This is a genomic window from Streptomyces doebereineriae, from assembly GCF_031845645.1.
In the GTDB taxonomy this organism is placed as follows: Bacteria; Actinomycetota; Actinomycetes; order Streptomycetales; family Streptomycetaceae; genus Streptomyces; species Streptomyces canus.
The window spans coordinates 111,743-134,834 of the sequence record NZ_JAVREZ010000008.1; the positions used below are offsets into that span (position 1 = coordinate 111,743).

The following is a 23,092-nucleotide window of genomic DNA, read 5'->3' on the forward strand; positions in this document are numbered from 1 at the left end:
CCGCGGAGCCCCCGATCAGCAGGGAGACAGCACATGATCACCGGATACGTCATCGGCGAGAGCCTGCGGCTCGGCGCGGTGTTCGAGCCGCGCGGACTGCGGTTGCGGAAGGTCAGCAGGGTCGAGATCGGCGGGGCGAGCGACGCGCAGCCGCCGGTGTGGACGCTCGTCGAGTGGGAGACCGACGGCGAGGACGTCGGTGCCCTGGCGGAGGCGCTCGCCGGGGCCCTGGAGCCGGAGCTCGGCTGGTACGCCGATTTCACCGCCGGGGACGAACGCGTGGTCGTCTTCGCGGGGAAGGTGTTCCGCTATCGGCGCGGCGACGAGGCGGGCCGCGCCGAAGCGGTGGCGTACGGGCGGTCGGTGGGGACGCCCGGGCATCAGCTCGACTGGGAGGAGTGACCTCGCCTGCGCCATTCCTGTGCGAGGAGTTGGTAGGAGCGGACCCGGTCCGGGTGGTCGTGGGTGATGGTCGTGATGAGCAACTCGTCGGCACCCGTGGCCTCCTGGAGCTGTTCCAGCCGGTCGGCGACCCGTCCCGGGGAGCCGACGAACTGGGTGTCTAGGCGGTCCTGGACGAGCGCCCGGTCCTCGTCGGTCCAGACGTGGGCGCGGGCCTCCTCTGGAGTCGGGAACTCGATGGCGCCCTCGGCGGTGCGGATGCTGCGCACCCAGGCGCCGTAGCCGGTGGCGAGTTCGCGGGCGGTGTCGTCGTCCTCGGCCACCACGACATCGGCGGAGACGCTGACGTACGGCTTGTCGAGAGTGTCGGAGGGCTGGAAGGCGGCCCGGTACCCTTCGGCCGCCTCCAGGACCGTGCCAGGGCTGACGTGGTAGTTCGCCGCGAAGCGCAGTCCGCGGGTGCCCGCGACCTCGGCGCTCTCGCCGCCGCTGCTGCCGAGGATCCACACCTCGACGTCGGCGCCCTCGCCCGGGACCACGTGCGCCTCGACGCCCTCCGGGGAGCGATAGGTGCCCGCGAGGAGGGCCAGGACGTCGTCGATCTGCTCGGCGTATTCCTGTGACTCGGCGCCCGGCAGCAGAAGGAGCTTGCGCTGGAGGGCGATGCGGGGTGAGCCGAGCAGGTACTCGAAGGAGAAGCGGGGTGGGACGCGCAGGCCGTTGGGAGCGCGGCCGTCCACCACGGCGTTCGGCAGCGGCGTCTTGGGCGTGCCCGGCGGACGGCCGCCGGAGCGGCCGAGGCCCAGGTCGAGGCGGCCGGGGTACAGGGCGTCGATCAGGCCGAACTCCTCGACCGTGCTGAGCGCGGTGCGGTGTCCGAGCTGTACGGCGCCCGAACCGAGGCGGATAGTGGAGGTGGCGGACGCGGTCAGGGCGAGGACGACCGCGGGGGACGTGCCCGCGACGCCCGGGTTGAGGTGGTGCTCGGCGAACCAGTAGCGGGCGTATCCGAGGCGTTCGGCCTGCTGGGCGAGGTCGATGGAGTTGCGCAGGGCGTCGGCCGCGGTGGATCCGGACGGGATCGGCACCAGGTCGAGGACGCCGAGAGGGATGTCAGGCATGGGCCGGCTCCCCCAGTACGGGTCCCCAGGAGAAAGGCGGGTCAGGGATGGCGCGGCGCAGTACGGGGGCTGCCTCGGACTGGAACAGTGCGAGCGAGTCCCGGTGCTGAGTGTCCGTCAGCCCACTTGCGTCCGCGTGGAGATGGAGCACGGTGTGACCGAACTGCTCGTGATAGCGGTGGACTTTGTCGATGATCTGCTGCGGGCTGCCGATCAGCGCGGAGCTGCGCTCGACGAAGTCGTCCAGTGTCTCGAAGACGAGGGGGAGGCCCGCTCTCTCGTAGAAGGCCAGGCCGGCCTCGAAGACCGGCCGGTAGATCCGGCGTGCCTCCTGGGAGGTGCGGGTGACCAGGAGCCCGGCCGTGCCGGCGCCGACCGCGATGTCGGCCGGGTCGTGGCCGTAGTGCTCCCAGCGCTCCCGGTAGTGGCGGATCAACTCGGCGTACGGCCCTATGGGGTTGGTGACGTTCGCGGAGAAGAGCGGGTCTCCGTACCGGGCGGCGAGGTCCACCGACTCCTTGCTGGTGGCACTGCCGTGCCAGACCCGGACCGGGCGCTGGTACGGCCGCGGCCACACCTCGGCGTCCTTGAGCGGGGGCCGGAAGCGGGTCTCGGCCGTGACCTTGTCCTGGCGCCAGAGCTGCCGGAACACCTCGTAGCTCTCGGCGTTGCGGTCCCACTGGTCCTCGGGTGTGACGTGGAACAGCTCGCGCTGGGCGGCGCCGTTGCCCTTGCCGATGATGAGGTCCAGGCGGCCCCCGGACAGGTGGTCGAGGGTGGCGTAGTCCTCATAGGCGCGTACCGGGTCGAGCAGGCTCAGTGTGGTGACCGCGGTGAACAGGCGGATGCGCCTGGTCAGCGCGGCGATGTGGCTGAGGACGACCGTCGGCGAGGAGGAGATGAACGGCCACTCGTGCCGCTCCCCCACGCCGAAGCCGTCGAAGCCCAACTCCTCGGCGAGGACGGCGTTGTCGAGCACTTCACGGAAGCGTTCCTGAGTCGACTTCCGCACACCGGTGACCGGATCGGGCCGGTGCACGATCAGTGTGATCGCGAGAAACTTCACGACGCCACTCGCTGCTCGTCCTGGAGGTCGTCCGGGTGGGCCAGGCCGAGGTGGTGGCGGAGGGTCGGACCCTCGTACTCGGTGCGGAAGACGCCCTGTTCCTGGAGGAGCGGGACGACCTTGTCGGCGAAGGCGTCGAGGCCGGTCGGGGTGATGTGCGGGACCAGGATGAAGCCGTCGCTGGCGTCGGCCTGCACATACTCGTTGATCGTGCGGGCGATCGTCTCCGGCGAGCCGATGAAGTTCTGCCGGTTGCCGGTGTTGATGACCAGGTCGCGGATGGACCAGTTGTTGGCGGCGGCCAGCTCGCGCCACTCGCGGGCGGTGGCCAGCGGGTCCCGGTACATGCGGACCTGGGCACGCCCCTTGGAGATGTGGTTGTCGCTGACGTCCGGGTCGATGTCGGGGAGCGGTCCTTCGGGGTCGTAGGAGGACAGGTCCCGGTTCCAGACGAACTCCAGGTGCTTCAGCGCCGTGGCGCCGCTGACCTGCTGGCGCCTGACGATCCGTGCCAGTTCCTCGGCCTCGGCGTCGGTGTCCGCGAGGGCGAAGGAGGCGGCGGGCAGGATCAGCAACTGGTCGTGGCGCCGGCCGTACTTGGCGAGGCGGTTCTTGACGTCCGTATAGAAGGCCTGGCCCTCCTTGAGGGTGGCGTACCGGCTGAAGATCGCGTCGGCACCGGACGCGGCGAACTCCCGGCCCTCCTCGGAGTCGCCGGCCTGGAAGACGACCGGGCGGCCCTGCGGGGAGCGCGGGACGTTGAACTGCCCGTGGATGTCGAAGTGCTGACCGGTGTGCACGAAGGAACCGGCCTTGGCGTCCCGCAGGAACACGCCCGACTCCTGATCGGCGAGGATCTCGTCGCCGTGCCAGGAGTCGAAGAGCTCCTGGGTGGTGGCGAGGAACTCCTTGGCGCGGGAGTAGCGCTCCTCCTGCGGCAGGAAGCCGCCTCGGCGGAAGTTCTCGCCGGTGAAGGCGTCCCAGGAGGTGACGACGTTCCACGCGGAGCGGCCGCCGGAGAGGTGGTCGAGGCTGGCGAACTGGCGGGCCACCTCGTAGGGCTCGTTGAACGTGGAGTTGATGGTGCCGGTCAGACCGAGGTGCTCGGTGACGGCGGCCAGCGCGGCGAGGACGGTGAAGGTGTCGGGGCGGCCGACGACGTCCAGGTCATAGATCTTTCCGCCCTGTTCCCGCAGGCGGAGGCCCTCGGCGAGGAACAGGAAGTCGAACTTGGCGCGTTCGGCGGTCTTCGCGAAGTGCGCGAAGGAGCTGAACTCGATGTGGCTGCCGGCCTCGGGGTCGCTCCACACGGTGGTGTTGTTGACGCCCGGGAAGTGCGCGGCCAGGTGGATCTGCTTCAGCGGCTTGCTCATGATGTGCGGTCCTTCCGGCTCAAAGGCTCAGAGGCTCAGGCGGCGGCGTAGCGGTTGGCGGGGCGGTCGAGGCCCAGCAGGCCACGCAGGGTGTCGGCCTCGTAGTCGGTGCGGAATGCGCCCCGGCGCTGGAGTTCGGGGACCAGACCGCGGGTGATCGCCGGGAGGTCGTGACCGAGGACGGCGGGCCGCAGCCGGAAGCCGGTGAGGCCGGCGGCCTGGAACTCACCGAGCAGGTCGGCGAGTTGGGTGGGAGTGCCGGTGAAGATGCGGGCATCGCTCTGGTACGGCTCTCCCGCGCGGGTGTCGAGACGGTCCCGGCGGGCGGCGGCCTCGGCGGGGTCGTCGTCGAGGAAGACGACCAAGTCGCCGAAGACATGAAGGAGTTCGTCGGCACGGCCGGCCGTCTCCTGCTCGGCGCGGATCTCGGAGACGATGGCGCGGGCCTGGCCGGTGTCGTGCGGGGTGATGTAACCGACGTCGGCCTGGCGGGCGATGAGCCGGTAGGGGACGGTCTGGTGCCCGAGGGCGGTGACGAGCGGCTGGCCCTGCGGCGGTCGGGGCGTGATGGAGGGACCCTTGACGCTGAAGTGCTTCCCCTCGAAGTCGATGTAGTGCAGCTTGTCCCGGTCGATGAAGCGGCCGGTGGCGGCGTCGCGGATCTCGGCGTCGTCCTCCCAGCTGTCCCAGAGCCGGCGCACGGCCTCCACGTAGTCGGCGGCCTCGTCGAAGAGGTCGGTGACGAGTTCCTGCGTCTCGGGACTGTCGTAGGCCTCGATACGGGGGATGGTGCGGCGGCCGAAGTGCGCGGCCTCGCCCGGTCGCGCGGTGATCTGGACCCGCAGGCCCGCGCGGCCGGTGCTGACGTAGTCGAGGGTCGCGATGGCCTTGGAGAGGTGGAACGGCTCCGTGTGGGTGACCACCGCGGTCGGGACCAGGCCTATGTGCCGGGTGAGCGGGGCGATGCGCGAGGCGATCAGAACGGCGTCGAGCCGGCCGCGGACCTGGTCGGTGCGCTCGTCCGGGTCGAGGAAATGGGACGACTGCGGGCCGAGGCCGTCCTCGATGGTGACGAAGTCGAGCAGGCCGCGCTCGGCCTCGGCGACCAGGTCGGCCCAGTATCCGGCGGTGAGCAAGTCGTGGGGCCGGGCCTCTGGCTCGCGCCAGGAGGCGGGGTGCCAGCCGGTGCCGTCCAGAGCGACGGCGAGATGCAGCAAGGAGGGAGACGAAGAAGAGGGGGACACGGGTGGGTGCCTTCCTGAAGATCCGTACGAGATGGCCGGCCCCCAGGAGGTCGGGGCACGGCGGCTGGGGCAGCTGAACGGGTCAGGAACAACAGAGCGCGGTGGACACGCGCAGGAGATCGATGTGGGGCCGGGAGTGGAGGTGGGCGGAGCGGAGTGTGCTGATCACGCCCGTCACCTCCTCCTTCTGGACGCGCGACGGCGCCCGGCGGATCTCGTCGTGAGTCACAACACCGGGCCCTGGTGGGATGTTCCTGGACTGCGGACCAGGACGATGGGCGAGCGGCGGCGCAGGGTGAAACCGATCGACTCGTAGAGCCGGATCGCCCTGGTGTTGTTCGCCGCCGCGTGCAGGAACGGGGTGTCGCCGCGCTCCCGAATCCCGGCGGCGACCGCGCGGACCAGGCGGGTGGCGAGGCCCCGGCCCCGGTACGCGGGGTCGGTGCAGACCGCGCTGATCTCGGTCCAGCCGGGCGGGCGGAGCCGTTCGCCGGCCAGGGCGATGAGCCGCCCTTGGTCCCGGATGCCGAGATAGGTGCCTAGTGCGATGGTCCGCTTGAGAAAGGGTCCCGGCTTGGTGCGGGCGACCAGGTCCAGGATCTCGGGTACGTCGTCGGGGCCCAGCCGTACCGCCTCGGGGGCCGGTTCGGCGCGCAGCGCGGTGTCGACGAGTTGGACGCCCACGCCCCCGCCGACGATCTCCCAGCCGGCCGGGACCGTCTCAACGGGCTTGATCCGTACGGTGGTTCCTGGGCCGACGAGCGTGAGCAGGTCGGCCCAGGCGGCCGGGTCGCGGGGATCGGCGAGGGCGGCGAAGGCGTAGACGTCGTCCGGGTAGCGGGCGGCGCGGCCGACGCGTTCGGCGAGGTGGGCGTGCGGGCCGTCGAGGGCGGCCCATACGGCGTTGTCGAGGACGGATGTGTCGTGCGCGGTGGGTCTCGAGAAGGCTCCGCCTGCGCGGAAGTCGGTCTGCTGGGCCACGGAGGCGGAGTCCTTTCCTACCGGGTTCGCCGAGGACGGGTCAGGAGTTGTCGAGCGGCAGACCGGGCGGGTTGACCTCCGACTTGGAGACGGCGTCGTTGGAGAGGTTCCACGCGGTGAGCCACTTGGCGTACTGACCGTTGTCGATCAGGTGGTTGATCGCGTCGGCGAGGGGCTTGGCGAGGCCGCTGCCCTTCTTGGCGGTCGCGGCGATCAGGCCCTGGAGCGTCTCGCCGGCACCGGAGTACTGGCCCGCGATGCGGGTCGCGTTGGGCGTGCTCGCGGTCTGGGTGACGTGGTAGGAGGAGTTGGGGCTGGGGCCCAGGTAGGCATCGATCTTGCCGCTGGCGAGGGCCAGGTAGATGCTGGGGCTGTCCTGGAAGTACTTGATGGTGAGCTTCTTGCCCTCCTTCTTCAGCTTGGCCTGCCACTCCAGCAGGATCCGCTCCTGGTTGGTGCCGGCACCGACCGAGACCGTCTTGCCCGCGAGGGCCTCGTAGTCGCCGTCGAAGGTCCACTTCGAGGTCTTGAGCGTCTCGAAGGCGAGGTCGTCCTTGCGGTAGGAGGCGAACTCGTACTTCTGCTTGCGCTCCTCGGTGTCGGTGATGTTCGAGAACCCGACGTTCACCTTGCCGCTGTCGATGCCGACGAAGAGGTTCTCCCAGGTGAACCGCTTGACCTCGGGTTCCAGGCCGAGGACGGCGGCGACCAGGCGGGCCAGGTCGGTCTCGGAGCCGGTGAGGGTCTTCTGGTCGCTGCCCACGAAGCCCAGCGGCGGGGAACCGGAGGGCAGGGTGCCGGAGCCGATGACGAGCTTGCCGCTCTTCTTCACGGCGGCGGGCAGTTCGGCGCTGATGGACTTCACCTCGGCGACCTTGAGCGCGGTCTCCTTGGCGGCGCCGTTGGACAACCGGCCCACGGTCACCGTGCCGGCGCTGTCGGTCGTCCCGGTGGCGGCGTCGCTGTCACCGCCGCAGGCCGCGAGCCCGCCGGCGAGGGTGGCGACGGTGGTCGCCGCGGTGATGCCGCGTATCAGGCTGCGTCGGGAGGGGTGAATGGGCATGGCTGTCCTTAGGAGTTGGGAGAAAAGGGGTGAGGAGTTGGGGGAAAGGGGTTCAGAGGACCTTGCTCAGGAAGTCCCGGGTCCGCTCGTGCCGCGGCCGGTCCAGGACCTCGGAGGGCGGGCCCTGCTCGACGATGCGTCCGCCGTCGATGAAGACGACCCGGTCGGCGATCTCGCGGGCGAAGCCGATCTCGTGGGTGACGATGACGAGCGTGGTGCCGCTGGTCGCCAGGTCCTTGATGACGGCGAGGACTTCACCGACGAGTTCGGGGTCGAGGGCGGAGGTCGGCTCGTCGAAGAGGATGACTCCCGGGCGCAGGGCGAGGGCGCGGGCGATGGCCACGCGCTGCTGCTGGCCTCCCGACAACTGCCGGGGGTAGGCGCCGGTCCTGTCGCCGAGCCCGACCCGGCCGAGGAGTTCGCGGGCCAGTTCCTGCGCCTCCGCCCTGCCGAGCTTGCCGGTCGCCACCGGCGCGGCGGCCACGTTGTCGAGGACGGTCAGGTGCGGGAACAGGTTGAAGTTCTGGAAGACGAACCCGATGCGGCTGCGCTGGGTCAGGATGGCGCGCTCGCTGAGCTCCTTCAGCCGGTCGCCCTGTCGGCGGACGCCGATCAGCTCGTCGTTGACGCTGACATGGCCGATCTCCGGCTTCTCCAGGTGGTTGATGACCCGCAGCAGGGTGGACTTCCCGGAGCCGGACGGGCCGAGGATCACGGTGACCTCGCCGGGCCGCACGGTCAGGTCGACCCCGTCCAGTACCCGGTGGGTGCCGTACCACTTGTGCACGCCGTGCACTTCGAGCGCGACCGGGGTGATGTCGGTGACGGTCATATCGCGGTCTCCCTGCGGACACGCGCCTTGAGGTCGGTGAGACCGGCACGCAGTTTCTGGAGCGGTGTCGGCGGCAGGGAGCGGGTGGCGCCCCGGGCGTAATACCGCTCGACGTAGAACTGGATGATTGAGACGGCGCTGGTGAGGATCAGGTACCAGACGGTGGCGACCAGCAGCAGCGGCACGATGTCTCCGGGGTAGGTGGAGCCCATGGACTGCACGGTGCCGAACAGGTCGAGCAGGGAGACGTAGAAGACCAGCGAGGTGCTCTTGATGAGGCCGATGAGCTGGTTGACGTAGTTCGGGGTGATCGAGCGCAACGCCTGCGGGAAGACGATCTTCCGGAACTGGTACCCCTTCGGCAGACCGAGTGCCGAGGCCGCCTCGTGCTGGCCCTGGTCGACGGAGAGGATGCCGCCACGGACGACCTCCGCGGCATAGGCGGCCTCGTTGAGGCTGAGGCCGATCACCGCGATGACCATGTCGGTGGCGAGCCGGGACTCGTCGAAGGAGAAGAAGGCCGGCCCGAAGGGGACGCCGACGCTCAGCGTCTTGTACAGGGCGCTGAAGTTGTAGAGGAACAGCAGGAGCACGATCAGTGGAATGGAGCGCAGAGCCCACACATAGGTCCAGCTCACCGCCCGCAGCACCGGGCTCTTCGAGAGCCGGGCCAGGGCGAGCAGAATGCCGCCGAGGAGGCCCAGCACCGCGCTGTAGGCGGTGACTTCCAGGGTGATCAGTAGCCCGTCGAGGACGGTCGGCCGCAGGAACCAGTAGCCGAACCGGTCCCACTGGTAGAACGGGTTGGTCACCAGGCCGTGGACGAACTGGGCCGCCAGAACCAGGACGACGGCGGTGGCGATCCAGCGGCCCGGTCGCCTCAGCGGCAGAACTCGCTGCGCTGCGAGTGGCTTTGACGATGCGTCGGGCTTCGGCGGTGCGTCGGTGACGGACACGGCGGCACCTGGGGGTTCACTCATGAGGGGGCTCCGGCGGAGTCGGGTTCCCCTGGGGCACGGCGAACACGGCGTACTACGGCGGCAGTACGTGACGCTCGGGCACCGGGGGCTGGGCGGACGACGGCACACCGCGAACGCGGCGTTCGTCAGGAACGCGGGGGCTGGGAAGGAATGTCAGCCCCGACAGCGGGCACGGCCCGGTGCGGTACACAGTGCGCTGCTCACGCGGAGCAGATCGACGCTCCGGTCTGCCACGAGCACGTTCGTGTACGGCTGTACGCAGCTCGGGGAGCGGCGCGTGGCCGTCCTGGAGACTGCGTACATGTCCGTCACCGTGCTCTTCCGGCCCCTGGGGCCCCTCGCGCTTACCGAAACGTGATCCGGTCCGGTCGTCACCTGGGGCACCCCACCGCGGAGCGAGGGTTGCCGGTCAGCAAGCCAGGGCTTGTCGCTGACACTCATGACCGTTCTGGGCCGTAGTTAAGACAATTGCCCGAACGAATGTCAATCCTGGTCCATCAGGTGGAACCCTCAGGACGTGCGGGCGGCGTGCGAGGCCCAGTCCAGAATCTGTACGGCGGCCCCGGCGGCCTCCAGGCCCTGGCAGTGGGCGTGGTGCCGGCGGGCGATGCCGTCGAGGTCGAGGTGGGTGCCGAAGGCCGGGTGGGCGGTCAGACGGCGGGCGTAGGCCCACAGCGCGGGATGGCCGGCGAGGCGCTGCACCGCGGCGGCGTCGAGGTGGTGGCGGTGCACGGTGTCGAGTTGCACCAGCGTGACCCACAACTCGACATCGGCGGCGGTGATGTGATCCCGGATCAGGAACTCGCGGTCCACCAGCCAGCGCTCCAACGAGCCCAGGGAGTCCAGCAGTTGCTGCAGGGCGGCGACACGGTCCGCGTCGTCACCGCCCGTCCCCCCGGCCTGCTGCGCGGCCTGCGCGATGCCCTTGCTCATCCGCTCGACGGCCTCGGTCTCCGACTCCGCTCCGCACGGGTACAGCGCCGGACGTCCGCCGCCGAAGTGCCGGGCCAGGTCGCGGGTGATGTCGGTGGCGTGGGTGCTGACGATCCGTCCCGACCAGTCGTCGCTGAGCACGGGTGCGACGGCCGCGCCGGTGTACCGGTGCGCGCTGGCCTCGTACAGCGGGCGCAGCGCGGAATGCCCCCCGTCGGGACAGTCGGGAACCGGGTCCAGGAGGGTCACGGGACAGATGTCGTCAAGGCCGAGCAGGCTGTGCACGACGGCGATGCGCAGACCGTCAGCGCAGGCGGCGGCCAGGTGCAGCCGGTAGCGGCGCGGCACGGCGTAGTGCCCACTGCGGGCGTCCTGGCCGATCCGGCCCCGGAACGCGGGGGCCGGGTGGGTGGCGGAGATGCGGGCGAGCGGTGTGACGGACATGGGTCTCCCCGGGGTGTCGGTGTGCAGACGTACACGCGGCGGAAGCGTCGGGCTCAGCCCAGGGGCCTGATGGCGCTGCAGACCCGAAGAAGATCGATGTGGCGGCGGGAGGTCAGAAGAGGCGAAGGCCGGGATGTCCGGCTCACTCGGCCGACGGCCGGTTCCACGCGCCCCATGTTTCCCTACCTGTTCACTAGGATTCCCATCTGGAGTGTCGATCGGGCCGGGGCGCACGTCAAGAGGGCGTCCACGAGGCGGTCAGGGGCAGGGTCCGCGGCCCGGCCGGGCGGCGAGGTGGGGATCGCCGGCCGCGACCGGTCAGTGCGACTCGCGGCTGACCGCCGAGCCGCTGGAACCGAGGAGGAAGTCCAGGTCGGCTCCCGTGTCGGCCTGTTGGACGTGGTCGACGTACAACCGCTCCCAGCCCCGCCCCGGGTTCGCGAAGCCCTCGACGGTGGCCGCGTTCGGGGTGCGGGCGGCGAGTTCGGCGGCGGGCACCTCGAGGTCGACACGGCGGGCCTCGACGTCGAGGCTGATGACATCGCCGGTCCGTACGAGGGCGAGCGGTCCGCCCGCCGCCGCTTCCGGGGCCACGTGCAGGACGACCGTGCCGTACGCGGTGCCGCTCATCCGGCCGTCGCAGACGCGGACCATGTCCCGCACCCCCTGCTCCAGCAGCTTGGTGGGCAGTGGCATGTTGGCCACCTCGGGCATGCCCGGATACCCCTTGGGGCCGCAGCCGCGCAGGACCAGGACGGAGTCGGCGTCGACGTCCAGGTCCGGGTCGTCGACGCGGGCGTGGAAGTCCTCGATGCTGTCGAAGACGACGGCCCGGCCCCGGTGCCGCAGCAGATGCGGTGAGGCGGCCGCGGGTTTGATCAGCGCTCCGTCGGGGGCGAGGCTGCCGCGCAGGACGGCGATGCCGCCCTCCTCGACCAGGGGCCGCGCCCGGGTCCTGATCACCTCCGCGTCCCAGATCGGGGCGTCGGTGAGGTGGTCCACCAGGGGCTCGCCCGTGACGGTCAGCGCCTCGGGGTCCAGGAGGTCGGCGACCTCGCGCAGCACGGCGAGCAGGCCGCCGGCCCGGTGGAAGTCCTCCATGAGGAAGCGCCCGGCGGGCTGGAGGTCCACCAGGACCGGCACCCGGGAGCCGATGCGGTCGAAGTCGTCCAGGGTCAGGTCGACGCCCAGCCGGCCCGCGATGGCGAGGAGATGGACGACGGCGTTGGTGGAGCCGCCGATCGCGGCCAGCGCCACGATCGCGTTGTGGAAGGACCCCTTGGTCAGGAAGGTGCTCGGGCGGCGCTCGGCGGCCACCAGCTCCACCGCGAGCCGCCCGGTGCCGTGCGCGGCCGCCAGCAGCCGGCTGTCCGGCGCGGGCGTTCCGGCCACCCCGGGGACGACCGTGCCCAGCGCCTCGGCGACCAGCGCCATCGTCGAGGCCGTACCCATGGTGTTGCAGTGTCCGCGGCTGCGGATCATCGAGGACTCGGAGCGGGTGAACTGCTCCTGGGACAGGGTGCCGGCGCGGACCTCCTCCGACAGCCGCCACACGTCCGTGCCGCAGCCCAGCGGTGTGCCGCGGAAGGTGCCGGTCAGCATCGGCCCGCCGGGCACGACCACGGCGGGCAGGTCCACCGAGGCGGCGGCCATCAGCAGCGACGGGATCGTCTTGTCGCAGCCGCCCAGCAGGACCACGCCGTCGAGGGGGTTGGCCCGCAGCATCTCCTCCGTGGCCATCGCCGCCATGTTGCGCCAGAGCATGGCCGTGGGCCGCACATTGGTCTCGCCCAGCGACACCACGGGCAGGTCGAGGGGGATGCCGCCCGCCTCGTACACACCGTCGCGGACGGACCTGGCCACCTCGTCCAGGTGCGCGTTGCAGGGCGTGAGGTCGGAGGCGGTGTTGGCGATGGCGATCTGGGGCCGGCCGGTGAAGGCGTCGTCCGGGACGCCCCGGCGCATCCAGGCCCGGTGGATGTAGGCGTTGCGGTCCTGTCCCCCGTACCACTGTGCGCTGCGAAGGCCCATCGCTCGACTCTTTCCGGTAATCGGTACGACGGTCTACTATCCGGAACGCGATGCAGCATACGCAGCCCTTCCCCGCTTCGACAGCCCCCGTCACGGACAGCGCGGAGGGCGACCGTCTCGTGGGATCGGACCGGGTGCTCGCCGTGCTCAAGGAACTCGCCCGGCACCCGGACGGGGTCTCGCTCGAAGCGCTCACCCGGGCGATCGGCAGCCCCAAAGCGACCGTGCACCGGGCCCTGGCCGCCCTGCGCCGGGCCGGTCTGGCCGGCCAGGACTCCCGCGGCCGCTACCTGCTGGGCGACGAGTTCCTGCGGATGGCCTTCGCCCATCACGAGGCCCGCCCCGAACACGTACGTGTCCGGCCGCTGCTGGAGGCACTGGCGGACCGGTTCGGCGAGACGGCCCACTACGCCGTCCTGGACGGCCGCGAGGTCGTGTACCGCGCCAAGGCCGACCCGCCCGCCGGCGCCGTCCGGCTGACCTCCACGGTCGGCGGCCGCAACCCCGCCCACGCGACCGGCGTCGGAAAGGCGCTGCTCGCCCACGAGTTGGGCACCCTCGACGCCGTACGGCAATGGATCGGCGAGGCACCCCTGGAGCGCCGGACCCCTCGAACCCCGTGCACGGCCGCGGAGTTGCACCGTGAGCTGCGGGCCACGCGCGAGCGGGGGTACGCCCTCGACGACCAGGAGAACGAGACCGGCGTCAACTGCCTCGCGCTGCCCGTGTACGGCACCTCGCCGACGGTTCCCTCCGGGGCGGTGAGCGTCAGCGCGCTGGCGTACCGGACTCCGCTGCGGACGCTGGTCGAGGCGGTCGAGGAGATCCGTGACGCCCTCGGCCCCCTGAAGGAGCCCCTGCGTTGAACGCCCCCGCGGATGAGATACGTGCCTTCGTCCTCACGGCCCCCGGCGAGTTCGCGGTCCGGTCGGTACCGGCGCCGGTAGCCGCGCCCGGCGAGGTCGTCGTCGACGTCGAGCGGGTCGGGGTGTGCGGCACCGACCTGGAGTTCTTCACCGGGGCGATGACCTATCTCCACCAAGGACACGCCGCCTATCCGATGCGGCTGGGCCACGAGTGGGCCGGCCGGGTCCGCACGGTCGGCGCCGGTGTGGATCCCGTCTGGATCGGCCGCCGGGTCATGGGCGACACCATGCTCGGCTGCGGGACCTGCCGCCGCTGCCGGCGCGGCGGGCAGCATGTCTGCGAGCAGCGCGAGGAGGTGGGCATCCGGGGCGGCCGAGCGGGTGCCCTGGCCGAACGGCTCGCCGTGCCCGTGGGCTCGTTGCACGTCCTGCCCGACTCCGTGGACCCGGTGCTCGGTGCGCTGGTCGAGCCGGGCGGTAACGCCCTGCGGGCCGCGCGGGCGACAGGAGCGGGGGCCGGCGACCGGGTCCTGGTGCTGGGTCCGGGGACCATCGGTCTGCTGGTCGCGCTGTTCGCCCGGGCCGCGGGTGCGGAGGTGCATCTGATGGGCGCCACCGAAGCCTCCCTCGCCTTCGCGCGCTCGCTGGGCTTCCCGCACGCCTGGCGCGAGGACACCCTGCCGGACCTGCCGTTCGACGCGGTCGTGGACGCCACCAACGCGGTGCATCTGCCCGCCCTGGCGCAGGAGCTGGTCGAACCGGGCGGGCGGCTCGTGTACATCGGGCTGGCCGGTGAGCCCAGCAGGATCGACACCCGCACGCTCGTCCTGAAGGACGTGACGGCGATCGGCGTGCTGTCGGCCTCCCCCGGGCTCGACGCCACCATCAAGGCGTACGCCGACAAGGTCGTCGACCCGAGGCCGCTCGTGGCCGCCACCGTGGCGCTGGACGCGATCGGCGCCGTACTCGCGGGCGAGCGCCCGCCCGGAGCCGGTCCGGGTCCGAAGATCCACGTCGATCCCGGCCTGGTCTGAGTCCGCCGCCGTTCGGGACGACTCACGAACGGAGGCTGGCATTCCGTCGGCGCGGTGATCAGACTCGGTCCGTCAACGACACCGTCGACATGTTCGACGACCGGACATGATCGACGAGACGAAGGGTTCAGCCCGGTGAACTTCAAGGTGCAGCCGACCGCCCAGGTCGACGAGACAGCGGCGATCGGCGACGGGACGACGATCTGGGATCTGGCCCAGATCCGCGAGAACGCCCGGCTGGGGAGCGGGTGCATCGTGGGCCGGGGCGCCTATGTCGGCCCGGGGGTGCGGATCGGCGACAACGTGAAGCTCCAGAACTACGCGCTGGTGTACGAGCCCGCCGTGCTCGGCGACGGGGTGTTCGTCGGCCCGGCCGCGGTCCTCACCAACGACTACTTCCCCCGGTCGGTGGACCCGGAGGGCAAGCTGAAGCGCGGCGACGACTGGCAGGCCGTGGCGGTGGAGGTGGCCGAAGGAGCGTCCCTCGGGGCCCGGTCGGTGTGTGTGGCACCGGTCCGTGTCGGCCGTTGGGCGCTGGTGGCCGCGGGCGCCGTGGTGACCCGGGACGTGCCCGACCACGCGCTCGTGGCCGGTGTCCCTGCGCGCCGGATCGGCTGGGTGGGCCGAGCCGGCGTTCGACTGGTCGAGCGGGAGGGCGAGCCGGGCGCCTGGGAGTGCCCGGAGACGGGCGCCCGGTACGACGAGAAGGACGGCGGACTCGTCGAACGCCCATGACGCCTCTTTACGCCAAAACGCAAATCATCGAACATTCACCGGCATATCATGTGTACGAACTGTGCAGACCAAGCACAATGAGCACACGAACCAGTAGTGCCCAGGGGGGGTTACCGGGTGGAAACACCTATGCCTGAAATCAGGGTCGGCACAAGCTCCGAAGCCTGACGTCCGCCTGCCTTCCACCGCCCGGCCGACCGCGCGCCGTGGCGTTCATAAGTCTGCGCAAAAACAGGGGGGTTGGTGTGTCCAACCGATGAGCATCACACGTCTGGCCGCGCTCGGTCGTGAGGAACCGACGCTGCTCCCACTCGCCCAACGACTCCTCACGGTCGCCGAGTCGGGGCTGCCGTCGATGCTGCTGCCCGGCGGCGAGGCCTTCGCCTTCACCATGGCGGGGCGGCAGACGGCTGCCGGTTCCTGGACCCTGGAGCAGCGCGGAACCAGCACCCGGTACGCGGCCATCACCGCGCTGGGGGTCCGGTTCCTGCCGGAGGACCGCCAGCGCGCGGTCCTCGGCGGGCGTACCGCCGAGGAGTTCACGGGCCTGCTCATCGAGTCGCTGCCCGGCGTCACGAACCTCGGCGACGCGGCGCTCATCGCCTGGGCCGCCGCCGAGACCGGACACCCCAAGCTCTCCGACGCCCTGGCCCGGGTCGACGACCTGGACGAGGAGGGCCGGCCGCAGTACACCGTCGAGGCGGCCTGGGTGCTGTCCGCCCTGGCGACGGCCCGGGACTCGGTCGATGTGGAGAGACGTTTCTCCGCAGCTCGCGACCGTCTGCTGCGGGCCCGCGTCGGCGACAGCCCGCTCTTCCCGCACGCCACCGGCCCCGGCCTGGTGCCCTGGTACCGGGCGCATGTGGCCTGCTTCGCCGACCAGACGTACCCGCTCCAGGCCCTGGCCCGCGCCCACGCGAGCGACGGGGCCGGCGATCCGGAGGCGCTGGCCGCGTCCGAGGCCTGTGCCGTGCGCATCTGCGAGCTCCAGGGCGACGGCGGACAGTGGTGGTGGCACTACGACGCGCGTACCGGCGGGGTCGTGGAGGGCTACCCGGTCTACAGCGTCCACCAGCACGCGATGGCGCCGACCGCGCTGTTCGATCTCACCGACGCCGGCGGCAGCGACTTCGGCCCGGCGATCCGCAAGGGCCTCGGCTGGATGACGGACGTACCCGAACTGGCCGGACACCCGGAGCCGTTGATTCTCGACGAGCTCGGCGTGACCTGGCGCAAGGTCTACCGGGGCGACCCGAAGAAGGCCGTACGCGCCGCCCGGGGCCTCGGCACCCGAGTGGCTCCGAACCTCCGGCTGAAGGCCCTGGACCGGATGTACCGCCCGCTCTCCGTGGACCGCGAATGCCGGCCGTACGAGTTCGGCTGGATGCTGCACGCCTGGCAGGGGGGACGGATATGAGCGAGCGCCGGACTCTGTTCGGGATCGAACTGGACCCGCTGACCATGGACGAGACCGTCGAGCGCTGCCTCGAAGCGGTGCGGGACGACAGACAGCTGGAGATCGGCGTGGTCAACGCCGCGAAGCTGGTCAACATGCGGCGCGATCCCCGGCTCGCCGACGCCGTGTCGGGCTGTGACCTGGTCCTCGCCGACGGCCAGGCCGTGGTCTGGGCCGCCAAGGTCCTGCGCGCCCCGCTGCCCGAGAGGGTGGCGGGCATCGACCTGTTCCTGCGGTTGCTGGCCGAGGCGGAGTCGACGGGCATCTCCGTGTACTTCCTGGGCGCCAAGGAAGAGGTGCTGGAGGAGATGCTGCGCCGGGTGGCCGACCGCTTCCCCGGTCTGAAGGTCGCCGGCAGCCGCAACGGCTACTTCGACGACTCCCAGCAGGAGGCCATCGCGGGCGACATCGCCCGGAGCGGCGCCCAGATGCTCTTCCTTGGCATGACCTCGCCGAAGAAGGAGATCTTCACCGCCGCCCACGGTGCCCGGACCGGCGCCCGAGTGGTGCACGGGGTGGGCGGTTCCTTCGACATCCTGGCCGGGGTCACCAAGCGGGCCCCCGCGTCCTGGCAGCGGTACGGGGTCGAGTGGCTCTACCGCGCACTCCAGGAGCCGCGCCGGCTGGGCCGGCGTTACCTCACCACCAACACCGCCTTCCTTCTCATGACGGCGCGGGAGTTCATCCGGCTCACCCCGTCGACCGCTTCCGCGAACAGGAGTCACTGATGCGTGTCGTCGTGGTTGGACAGGGATACGTCGGCCTGCCGCTGGCCATCCGGGCCGCCGAGGTCGGACACGAGGTGATCGGCTACGACGTCGACTCCCGGCGGGTCAAGAGCCTCGCCGCCGGTGAGTCCTTCGTCGAGGACGTCACCTCCGAGCGGATCCGCGCGGCCCTGGACAGCGGTGCCTACCGGCCGAGCGAGTCGGCCAAGGACTGCGGCGGTTTCGACGTCGCCGTCGTCACCGTGCCCACCCCGCTGCACGAGGGCACGCCCGACCTGCGCTACATCCGTGAGTCGGCGGTCACCCTCGCCCGCTATCTGAGACCCGGGGCGACCGTCGTCCTGGAGTCGACCACCTATCCGGGTACGACCCAGGAGATGTTCGCCCCGATCCTGGAGGACGGCTCGGGCCTGACCGCGGGCACCGACTTCCAGCTGGGCTACAGCCCGGAGCGGATCGACCCCGGAAACGCCGTCTGGGGCTTCAAGGAGACCCCGAAGGTCGTGTCGGGCGTCAACGAGGCCTCGCTCAAGGCCGTTCAGGACTTCTACGCCGAACTCGTCGACACCACGGTGCCGGTGGGCTCGCCGAAGGAGGCCGAGCTCGCCAAGCTCCTCGAGAACACCTTCCGGCATGTGAACATCGCGCTGGTCAACGAGATCGCGATGTTCGCCCACCACCTGGACATCGACGTCTGGCAGGCCATCGACGCCGCCTCCACCAAGCCCTTCGGCTTCATGCGGTTCACGCCGGGCCCCGGCGTCGGCGGTCACTGCCTGCCGATCGACCCCTCGTACCTGTCCTGGCGGGTGCAGCGCGAACTCGGCCAGAGCTTCCGCTTCGTGGAGCTGGCCAACGACATCAACAACCACATGCCCGAGTACGTGACGCGCCGCATCACCGACCTGTTCAACGAGCGCCGCCGCTCGGTGAACGGCTCGCGCATCCTGCTGCTCGGCCTGGCGTACAAGAAGAACACCGGCGACGCCCGTGAGTCGCCCGCCCTGCGCATCTCCCAGCTGCTGCTCGACATGGGCGCCCAGGTCAGGGCGGCGGACCCGCACGTCGTCGAGGGACTGCCGGTGGACACCCGGCTGGTGCGGGTCGAACCGGACCCGCAGGAGCTGGCGGCCGCCGACGTGGTGGTCCTGCTCACCGACCACGACGCCTTCGACTACGACCAGGTCGCCGAACACGCCCCCTTCGTCCTCGACTGCAGGCGTCGGCTGCCGTCCGGACCCACCATCGAGGTGCTCTGAACCATGCCGCGCATCGTCTGCGTCGCCGGGGCCCGCCCCAACTACATGAAGATCAAACCGGTGATGGACGCCCTGGAGAGCCGGGGCGCCGAGGTGATCCTCGTCCACACCGGCCAGCACTACGACCCGGCCATGAACGACGTGTTCTTCGCCGATCTGGGCATCCGCCCGCCCGACCGCTTCCTCGGGGTCGGTTCGGGCAGCCACGCCGAGCAGACCGGACGCGTGATGACCGCGTTCGAGCCCCTGCTCGGCGAACTGGCCCCGGACATCGTCGTCGTGGTCGGCGACATCAACTCCACCCTGGCCTGCGCGCTGGTCACCGCGAAGGCGGGGCCGCTGCTCGCCCATGTCGAGTCCGGTCTGCGCAGCCGGGACTGGAGCATGCCGGAGGAGGTCAACCGGGTCGCCACCGACCGCCTCAGCGACTACCTGCTGGCCCCCTCCCCCGACGCCGTCGAGAACCTGCGCGCCGAGGGGTACCGGGACGACCAGATCCACCTCGTCGGCAACGTCATGATCGACACGCTGCTGACCAACCTGGAGCGGGCCAGGGCCTCGGACGTTCTCGACCGGTACGGCCTGACCAGGGGCGGGTTCGGCCTGGTCACCCTGCACCGCCCGGCCAATGTGGACGACCCCGAGATCCTCGCCGGGCTCCTGAAGGCGCTCGGCGAGATCGCCGGCCGGCTGCCGTTGCTGCTGCCCGTGCATCCGCGCGCGGCCGGCCGGCTGGCCGAGCTCGGCGTACCCGGCGGCATCCAGCTGGTGCCGCCCGCCGGTTACCTGGACTTCATCGCCCTGCAGGACGCCGCCCGGATCGTCCTGACCGACTCGGGCGGGATCCAGGAGGAGACCACCGCGCTCGGCGTGCCCTGCGTGACCCTGCGGGACAACACCGAGCGGCCCATCACCGTCGAGCAGGGCACCAACGTGCTGGCCGGCCGGGACCCGGCCCGGATCGTCTCCGTCGTGAGCCGGGTGCTCGACGCGCCGCCCGCGCCACGCCGGCCCGAGCTCTGGGACGGCCACGCCAGTGACCGGATCGCCGAGGTCCTGCTGGAAGGAGGCACGGCGAACACACGACCGAGGCCCACCGATCGAACGTTCCCCATATGATCCGCTTGCAACATATGCTCGTCGAACGTTTGGGCGCGAGGGGGGACCACCATGGATCTCGCTGAGATCTTCCGGGTGATGCGCAGGCGCTGGTACGTCCTGCTGCCGGGACTGCTGCTGACCATCGGCCTGACGGTGGGCGTGGCGGTGACGGTCCCGGTCACCTATCAGTCGCAGAGCACGGTGGTCCTGCTGAACTCCGAGAAGGCCACCAAGGCCTACGACGGCAACCCCTTCCTGAGCACCCAGACCTCGCTGACCGGCATGGCCGACAGCCTGGCCCGCAACCTCAACTCCGATGTCTCCCTCCGGGAGCTCAAGTCCCGGGGCGCCACCGGCACGTTCGAGGCCAAGCTCGCCGACAACGCCCAGGGTCCGCTCATGTGGCTCACGGTGACCGGCACGGGCAAGAAGGCCGTCCTGAAGTCGGACCGCCTCCTGACCGAGTACGCCAAGGAGCGGCTGGAGCAGTTCCAGAAACAGCAGTCGGTCACCGAGAACGCCAGGATCCGCATGATGACGATCGTGGCCCCGCAGAACCCGATGGCGCAGACCAAGACCCGGCTCGAGTACATGGTCATGGCCGGGGGTCTGGGTCTGGTCCTGAGCCTGGTCGCCACCTTCTATGTGGAGGCGCGCCGGCGACCGCGTCCGGCCATGCGGCAGGAAGAACCCGCGCAGCCGGTAGCCGAGCCCGAGCCGGCGACCGGGGCGAAGGAGTCGGTCGCCGAGCAGACGATGGCCCTCAGGACGCCGCCCAGTTGGTCGCGGTCCGCCGAGAAGAGGCGCACCGAAGGGCCGAGGGCCGGACGGTCCGTCATGACCGTGGCGCCCGCCGCCGAGGCGCTCGACGAGGAGTCGACACATGGACAGCGTTCGCACACCGGACAGCGAGAGACCTGAGGCGGGCGACAGCCCGTCGTCTCCCGCTCCTGCCTCCCTCGGCGGGAAGGTCCGTTCCGCGGCCCGCTGGAGCCTGATCAACACCGTGGTCATGCGCCTGGGCAACTTCGCCACCGGCATCCTGCTGGCGCGGTTCGCCCTCGGGCCCGCGGAGTGGGGCGTCTACGGCATCGCCCAGACCGTCCTCCTGGTCCTGCTCTCCGCCAACGAACTGGGCGTGGGCCTCGCCATCATCCGCTGGGAGGGCGAGCCGCGCCGCTTCGCGCCGACCGTGCTGACCCTGAGCGTCCTGTCCAGCGGCCTGCTGTACATCGCCCTGTTCGTCTCGGCGCCGACGGTGGCCGGACTGCTCGGCTCGCCGGACGCCTCGGGCGTCCTCAGGGTGATGTGCCTGTGCCTGGTGATCGACGCGGTGGCACATGTGCCCGCCGGCATCCTGACCCGGGAGTTCGCCCAGGGCAGGCGGATGGTCATCGACGCGCTCAACTTCGTCCTCAGCACCGCCGTGACCCTGCTGCTGGCCTTCTCCGGCTGGGGGGCGATGAGCTTCGCCGTCGGCGCGGTCGTGGGCAACATCGCCGCGCTCATCGGCTGCGCCGTGGCCGTCCCCGGCACCCTGCGGTTCGGCTGGGACCCCGAACAGGCCCGCGCCCTGCTGAAGTTCGGGCTCCCCCTGGCCGGCGCGAGCCTGCTCGCCCTCGCCGTCGTCAACGTGGACACCATGGTCGTGGGCTCCTCCCTCGGACAGATCTCGCTGGGCTTCTACGTCCTGGCGTTCAACATGTCCGGCTGGCCGGTACGCGTCATCTCCGAGGCCGCCCGCCGCGTCTCCTTCGCGGGCTTCTCCCGCCTGGCCGACTCCCCGCAGGCCCTGGCCCAGGGCTTCAGCCGCGCCCTGGGGGTCCTGGTCACCGGCACCGTGCCGCTGTGTGTCCTGCTGGGCGGACTCGCGGCCCCGGTCATCCACCTCGTCTACGGCGGCAAGTGGCTGCCCGCCGCCGAGGCGCTGCCGTGGCTGATGGCCCTGGGCCTGATCCGTATCGTCTGTGAACTCGCCTACGACTGTCTCGTCGCGGTCGGACAGCGCCGCTCGCTCATCCTCGTCCAGGGGCTGTGGGTCGCCGCCCTCGTTCCCGTCCTGATCGTCGGCTCCCGCATGAACGGCATCGTCGGTGTCTCCCAGGGCCATGTCCTGGTCGGCGCCGGGCTCGTCGTCCCCGTGTTCCTCTACGCGCTCTCCCGCGCCGGGATCGGCCTCGGTCACATCACCAGGGCCTGCGCCTGGCCCTTCCTCGGGGGTGTGGCGATGACGGCGGTGCTCCTCGCCGCCAAGCACCTGCTCGGTGACGGCACCCTCGCCCTGTTCCTCGTCGGCACGACCGCCCTGGCCTGCTACGTGGTGTGCGTGCTGCCCAGCCGCCGCTTCCTGCTCGGCTCCCGGACCCCGGAGACCGTATGACGACGCTCCGCCGACTGCTCGTCGGCCTGGCGCTTTTACTGACGGCCGCCTGCTCCTCGGGGGGTGAAAAGGCCGACCGCGCCGAGCCGACGCCCACACGAACGCCCTCGGCCGTCGCCGACCCCACGCCGTCCGAGAGCGCCTCGGCCTCCGTGAGTCCGGGTATCTCGACGCCCACCCACAGGCCCAAGCCGTCCGCGCCTTCCCGTTCTCCTGACAGGACCCCGGCCACCACTGCCGCGCCCGCGGGAGCGGGGTTCCCGGACGCCGGCAACACCGGCCCCCGTGTACGGCTCAAGCCCCGCGCCACCGGGAACATGAGCGTCACGACCGACGGGGCCGTCATCAGGGGCCAGGACATCACCGGCTCGCTCGACGTCTACGCGAACAACGTGACGGTCATTGACAGCAGGATCACCTCCACCAACTGGTGGGGAATCAACCTGCGTCCCGGCTACCGCGGGCTTCGGGTCCTCCACACCACCATCACCGCGGTGCCCGGCAAGGGCCCGGACAACGGGGGCGTGGACTACGCCGTCTCCAACATGGGCAGCAGCTCGATCGAGGTCGGCTGGTGCGACATCTCCGTGTTCGGCAACGCCCTCTCGATGGGCCAGGGCAACCTCCACGACAACTACGTCCACGGCCTGGTCCCCTTCCGCAACAACGGCGGCGAGTGGCAGCACACCGACGCGGTGATCAGCGGCGGTGGCAGCAACGGCACGCTGGTCATCCGGCACAACACCCTGCTCAACCCGGTCCCCGTCGACCAGGGAGCGTCCGCCGCCGTCGGCCTGTTCGCCGACACCGGGCACGTCTCCAACACCGTCATCGACGGCAACCTGCTGGCCGGCGGCGCCTACGCCCTCTACGGCGGCGGTGACGGCGCCACCGGGATCACCGTCACGAACAACGTGTTCTCCACCCGGTACCACCGCTACTCCGGCGTCTACGGAGCGGTCACCGCCTGGAACGCGGGCGGCGCGGGCAACGTCTGGCGCGGCAACCGGTTCTCCGACGGGACCCCCATCACCCCCGAACCGGCAGGCTGAGGAAGAGGATC

23 protein-coding genes and 1 riboswitch are annotated in these 23,092 nt (G+C 70.9%); of the genes, 11 read left to right on the forward strand and 12 right to left on the reverse strand.

Going from position 1 to position 23,092, the window contains the following annotated elements; translation table 11 throughout:
- Nucleotides 1–33: 33 nt before the first annotated feature.
- A complete protein-coding gene (locus RNB18_RS23725; protein WP_311716120.1) occupies nucleotides 34–402 on the forward strand; it encodes a hypothetical protein in 369 nt (122 codons plus the stop codon).
- On the opposite strand, the gene RNB18_RS23730 is transcribed toward RNB18_RS23725, so the two are convergent.
- From RNB18_RS23730 to RNB18_RS23785, 12 genes are all read right to left on the reverse strand, one after another.
- On the reverse strand, nucleotides 381–1,523 hold the full coding sequence (locus RNB18_RS23730; protein WP_311716121.1) for an LLM class flavin-dependent oxidoreductase: 1,143 nt from the start codon (nucleotides 1,521–1,523) through the stop codon (nucleotides 381–383). The two genes, RNB18_RS23725 and RNB18_RS23730, sit on opposite strands and share 22 nt — an antisense overlap.
- Nucleotides 1,516–2,589 (reverse strand): LLM class flavin-dependent oxidoreductase, encoded by a 1,074-nt coding sequence (locus tag RNB18_RS23735; protein ID WP_311716122.1) that lies wholly within the window; start codon nucleotides 2,587–2,589, stop codon nucleotides 1,516–1,518. The genes RNB18_RS23730 and RNB18_RS23735 overlap by 8 nt, the downstream gene beginning before the upstream one ends.
- The gene (locus tag RNB18_RS23740; RefSeq protein ID WP_311716123.1) at nucleotides 2,586–3,962 is read right to left on the reverse strand and encodes an NtaA/DmoA family FMN-dependent monooxygenase; all 1,377 of its coding nucleotides are present in this window, start codon (nucleotides 3,960–3,962) and stop codon (nucleotides 2,586–2,588) included. The genes RNB18_RS23735 and RNB18_RS23740 overlap by 4 nt, the downstream gene beginning before the upstream one ends.
- Nucleotides 3,963–3,997: 35 nt before the next feature.
- Nucleotides 3,998–5,206: an LLM class flavin-dependent oxidoreductase gene (locus RNB18_RS23745; RefSeq protein WP_311716124.1), complete on the reverse strand. Its 1,209-nt coding sequence runs from the start codon at nucleotides 5,204–5,206 to the stop codon at nucleotides 3,998–4,000.
- A gap of 82 nt (nucleotides 5,207–5,288) precedes the next feature.
- On the reverse strand, nucleotides 5,289–5,435 hold the full coding sequence (locus RNB18_RS23750; RefSeq protein WP_311716125.1) for a putative leader peptide: 147 nt from the start codon (nucleotides 5,433–5,435) through the stop codon (nucleotides 5,289–5,291).
- On the reverse strand, nucleotides 5,432–6,187 hold the full coding sequence (locus RNB18_RS23755; protein ID WP_311716126.1) for a GNAT family N-acetyltransferase: 756 nt from the start codon (nucleotides 6,185–6,187) through the stop codon (nucleotides 5,432–5,434). The genes RNB18_RS23750 and RNB18_RS23755 overlap by 4 nt, the downstream gene beginning before the upstream one ends.
- A 40-nt stretch (nucleotides 6,188–6,227) precedes the next feature.
- The gene (locus RNB18_RS23760; protein ID WP_311716127.1) at nucleotides 6,228–7,250 is read right to left on the reverse strand and encodes a transporter substrate-binding domain-containing protein; all 1,023 of its coding nucleotides are present in this window, start codon (nucleotides 7,248–7,250) and stop codon (nucleotides 6,228–6,230) included.
- Between the two features lie 52 nt (nucleotides 7,251–7,302).
- Nucleotides 7,303–8,082 (reverse strand): amino acid ABC transporter ATP-binding protein, encoded by a 780-nt coding sequence (locus tag RNB18_RS23765; RefSeq protein ID WP_311716128.1) that lies wholly within the window; start codon nucleotides 8,080–8,082, stop codon nucleotides 7,303–7,305.
- Entirely contained in the window at nucleotides 8,079–9,062 is a 984-nt protein-coding gene (locus RNB18_RS23770) for an amino acid ABC transporter permease (protein WP_311716129.1), read from the reverse strand. The genes RNB18_RS23765 and RNB18_RS23770 overlap by 4 nt, the downstream gene beginning before the upstream one ends.
- Before the next feature lie 335 nt (nucleotides 9,063–9,397).
- Nucleotides 9,398–9,507, reverse strand: a riboswitch (SAM riboswitch).
- Between the two features lie 65 nt (nucleotides 9,508–9,572).
- Complete coding sequence (locus RNB18_RS23775) at nucleotides 9,573–10,439, reverse strand: glutathione S-transferase C-terminal domain-containing protein (RefSeq protein WP_311716130.1); 867 nt, start codon at nucleotides 10,437–10,439, stop codon at nucleotides 9,573–9,575.
- Nucleotides 10,440–10,492: 53 nt separating this feature from the next.
- Entirely contained in the window at nucleotides 10,493–10,615 is a 123-nt protein-coding gene (locus RNB18_RS23780) for a putative leader peptide (RefSeq protein WP_311716131.1), read from the reverse strand.
- A gap of 142 nt (nucleotides 10,616–10,757) precedes the next feature.
- Nucleotides 10,758–12,470 (reverse strand): IlvD/Edd family dehydratase, encoded by a 1,713-nt coding sequence (locus RNB18_RS23785; RefSeq protein WP_311716132.1) that lies wholly within the window; start codon nucleotides 12,468–12,470, stop codon nucleotides 10,758–10,760.
- Nucleotides 12,471–12,520: 50 nt separating this feature from the next.
- On the opposite strand from RNB18_RS23785, the gene RNB18_RS23790 reads away from it, so the two are divergent.
- From RNB18_RS23790 to RNB18_RS23835, 10 genes are all read left to right on the forward strand, one after another.
- On the forward strand, nucleotides 12,521–13,336 hold the full coding sequence (locus RNB18_RS23790; RefSeq protein ID WP_311716133.1) for an IclR family transcriptional regulator: 816 nt from the start codon (nucleotides 12,521–12,523) through the stop codon (nucleotides 13,334–13,336).
- A 17-nt stretch (nucleotides 13,337–13,353) separates the two neighbouring features.
- Nucleotides 13,354–14,370 (forward strand): zinc-dependent alcohol dehydrogenase, encoded by a 1,017-nt coding sequence (locus RNB18_RS23795; protein WP_311716393.1) that lies wholly within the window; start codon nucleotides 13,354–13,356, stop codon nucleotides 14,368–14,370.
- Nucleotides 14,371–14,505: 135 nt separating this feature from the next.
- Nucleotides 14,506–15,105 (forward strand): acyltransferase, encoded by a 600-nt coding sequence (locus RNB18_RS23800; RefSeq protein ID WP_311716134.1) that lies wholly within the window; start codon nucleotides 14,506–14,508, stop codon nucleotides 15,103–15,105.
- A gap of 256 nt (nucleotides 15,106–15,361) precedes the next feature.
- Complete coding sequence (locus RNB18_RS23805; protein WP_311716135.1) at nucleotides 15,362–16,522, forward strand: hypothetical protein; 1,161 nt, start codon at nucleotides 15,362–15,364, stop codon at nucleotides 16,520–16,522.
- Nucleotides 16,519–17,289: a WecB/TagA/CpsF family glycosyltransferase gene (locus tag RNB18_RS23810; RefSeq protein WP_311716136.1), complete on the forward strand. Its 771-nt coding sequence runs from the start codon at nucleotides 16,519–16,521 to the stop codon at nucleotides 17,287–17,289. The genes RNB18_RS23805 and RNB18_RS23810 overlap by 4 nt, the downstream gene beginning before the upstream one ends.
- The gene (locus RNB18_RS23815) at nucleotides 17,289–18,548 is read left to right on the forward strand and encodes a nucleotide sugar dehydrogenase (RefSeq protein WP_311716137.1); all 1,260 of its coding nucleotides are present in this window, start codon (nucleotides 17,289–17,291) and stop codon (nucleotides 18,546–18,548) included. Before RNB18_RS23810 ends, RNB18_RS23815 begins: the two co-directional genes overlap by 1 nt.
- Before the next feature lie 3 nt (nucleotides 18,549–18,551).
- Nucleotides 18,552–19,667 (forward strand): non-hydrolyzing UDP-N-acetylglucosamine 2-epimerase, encoded by a 1,116-nt coding sequence (gene wecB / locus RNB18_RS23820; RefSeq protein WP_311716138.1) that lies wholly within the window; start codon nucleotides 18,552–18,554, stop codon nucleotides 19,665–19,667.
- Between the two features lie 51 nt (nucleotides 19,668–19,718).
- On the forward strand, nucleotides 19,719–20,570 hold the full coding sequence (locus RNB18_RS23825; protein WP_311716139.1) for a YveK family protein: 852 nt from the start codon (nucleotides 19,719–19,721) through the stop codon (nucleotides 20,568–20,570).
- Nucleotides 20,533–22,029, forward strand: a complete 1,497-nt coding sequence (locus tag RNB18_RS23830) for an oligosaccharide flippase family protein (RefSeq protein ID WP_311716140.1) — start codon at nucleotides 20,533–20,535, stop codon at nucleotides 22,027–22,029. The genes RNB18_RS23825 and RNB18_RS23830 overlap by 38 nt, the downstream gene beginning before the upstream one ends.
- Complete coding sequence (locus tag RNB18_RS23835) at nucleotides 22,026–23,081, forward strand: hypothetical protein (protein ID WP_311716141.1); 1,056 nt, start codon at nucleotides 22,026–22,028, stop codon at nucleotides 23,079–23,081. The genes RNB18_RS23830 and RNB18_RS23835 overlap by 4 nt, the downstream gene beginning before the upstream one ends.
- Nucleotides 23,082–23,092 lie beyond the last annotated feature (11 nt).

What these genes read in the sequence shown, in the direction of transcription:
- RNB18_RS23785 (WP_311716132.1), bottom strand. Translation starts at nt 12,470, where the DNA reads ATGGGCCTTCGCAGCGCACAGTGGTACGGGGGACAGGACCGCAACGCC.
- RNB18_RS23740 (WP_311716123.1), bottom strand. Translation starts at nt 3,962, where the DNA reads ATGAGCAAGCCGCTGAAGCAGATCCACCTGGCCGCGCACTTCCCGGGC.
- RNB18_RS23765 (WP_311716128.1), bottom strand. Translation starts at nt 8,082, where the DNA reads ATGACCGTCACCGACATCACCCCGGTCGCGCTCGAAGTGCACGGCGTG.
- RNB18_RS23775 (WP_311716130.1), bottom strand. Translation starts at nt 10,439, where the DNA reads ATGTCCGTCACACCGCTCGCCCGCATCTCCGCCACCCACCCGGCCCCC.
- RNB18_RS23825 (WP_311716139.1), top strand. Translation starts at nt 19,719, where the DNA reads ATGGATCTCGCTGAGATCTTCCGGGTGATGCGCAGGCGCTGGTACGTC.
- RNB18_RS23805 (WP_311716135.1), top strand. Translation starts at nt 15,362, where the DNA reads ATGAGCATCACACGTCTGGCCGCGCTCGGTCGTGAGGAACCGACGCTG.
- RNB18_RS23790 (WP_311716133.1), top strand. Translation starts at nt 12,521, where the DNA reads ATGCAGCATACGCAGCCCTTCCCCGCTTCGACAGCCCCCGTCACGGAC.
- RNB18_RS23730 (WP_311716121.1), bottom strand. Translation starts at nt 1,523, where the DNA reads ATGCCTGACATCCCTCTCGGCGTCCTCGACCTGGTGCCGATCCCGTCC.
- RNB18_RS23760 (WP_311716127.1), bottom strand. Translation starts at nt 7,250, where the DNA reads ATGCCCATTCACCCCTCCCGACGCAGCCTGATACGCGGCATCACCGCG.
- RNB18_RS23815 (WP_311716137.1), top strand. Translation starts at nt 17,289, where the DNA reads ATGCGTGTCGTCGTGGTTGGACAGGGATACGTCGGCCTGCCGCTGGCC.
- RNB18_RS23770 (WP_311716129.1), bottom strand. Translation starts at nt 9,062, where the DNA reads ATGAGTGAACCCCCAGGTGCCGCCGTGTCCGTCACCGACGCACCGCCG.
- RNB18_RS23725 (WP_311716120.1), top strand. Translation starts at nt 34, where the DNA reads ATGATCACCGGATACGTCATCGGCGAGAGCCTGCGGCTCGGCGCGGTG.
- RNB18_RS23780 (WP_311716131.1), bottom strand. Translation starts at nt 10,615, where the DNA reads ATGGGGCGCGTGGAACCGGCCGTCGGCCGAGTGAGCCGGACATCCCGG.
- RNB18_RS23810 (WP_311716136.1), top strand. Translation starts at nt 16,519, where the DNA reads ATGAGCGAGCGCCGGACTCTGTTCGGGATCGAACTGGACCCGCTGACC.
- wecB (WP_311716138.1), top strand. Translation starts at nt 18,552, where the DNA reads ATGCCGCGCATCGTCTGCGTCGCCGGGGCCCGCCCCAACTACATGAAG.
- RNB18_RS23835 (WP_311716141.1), top strand. Translation starts at nt 22,026, where the DNA reads ATGACGACGCTCCGCCGACTGCTCGTCGGCCTGGCGCTTTTACTGACG.
- RNB18_RS23830 (WP_311716140.1), top strand. Translation starts at nt 20,533, where the DNA reads ATGGACAGCGTTCGCACACCGGACAGCGAGAGACCTGAGGCGGGCGAC.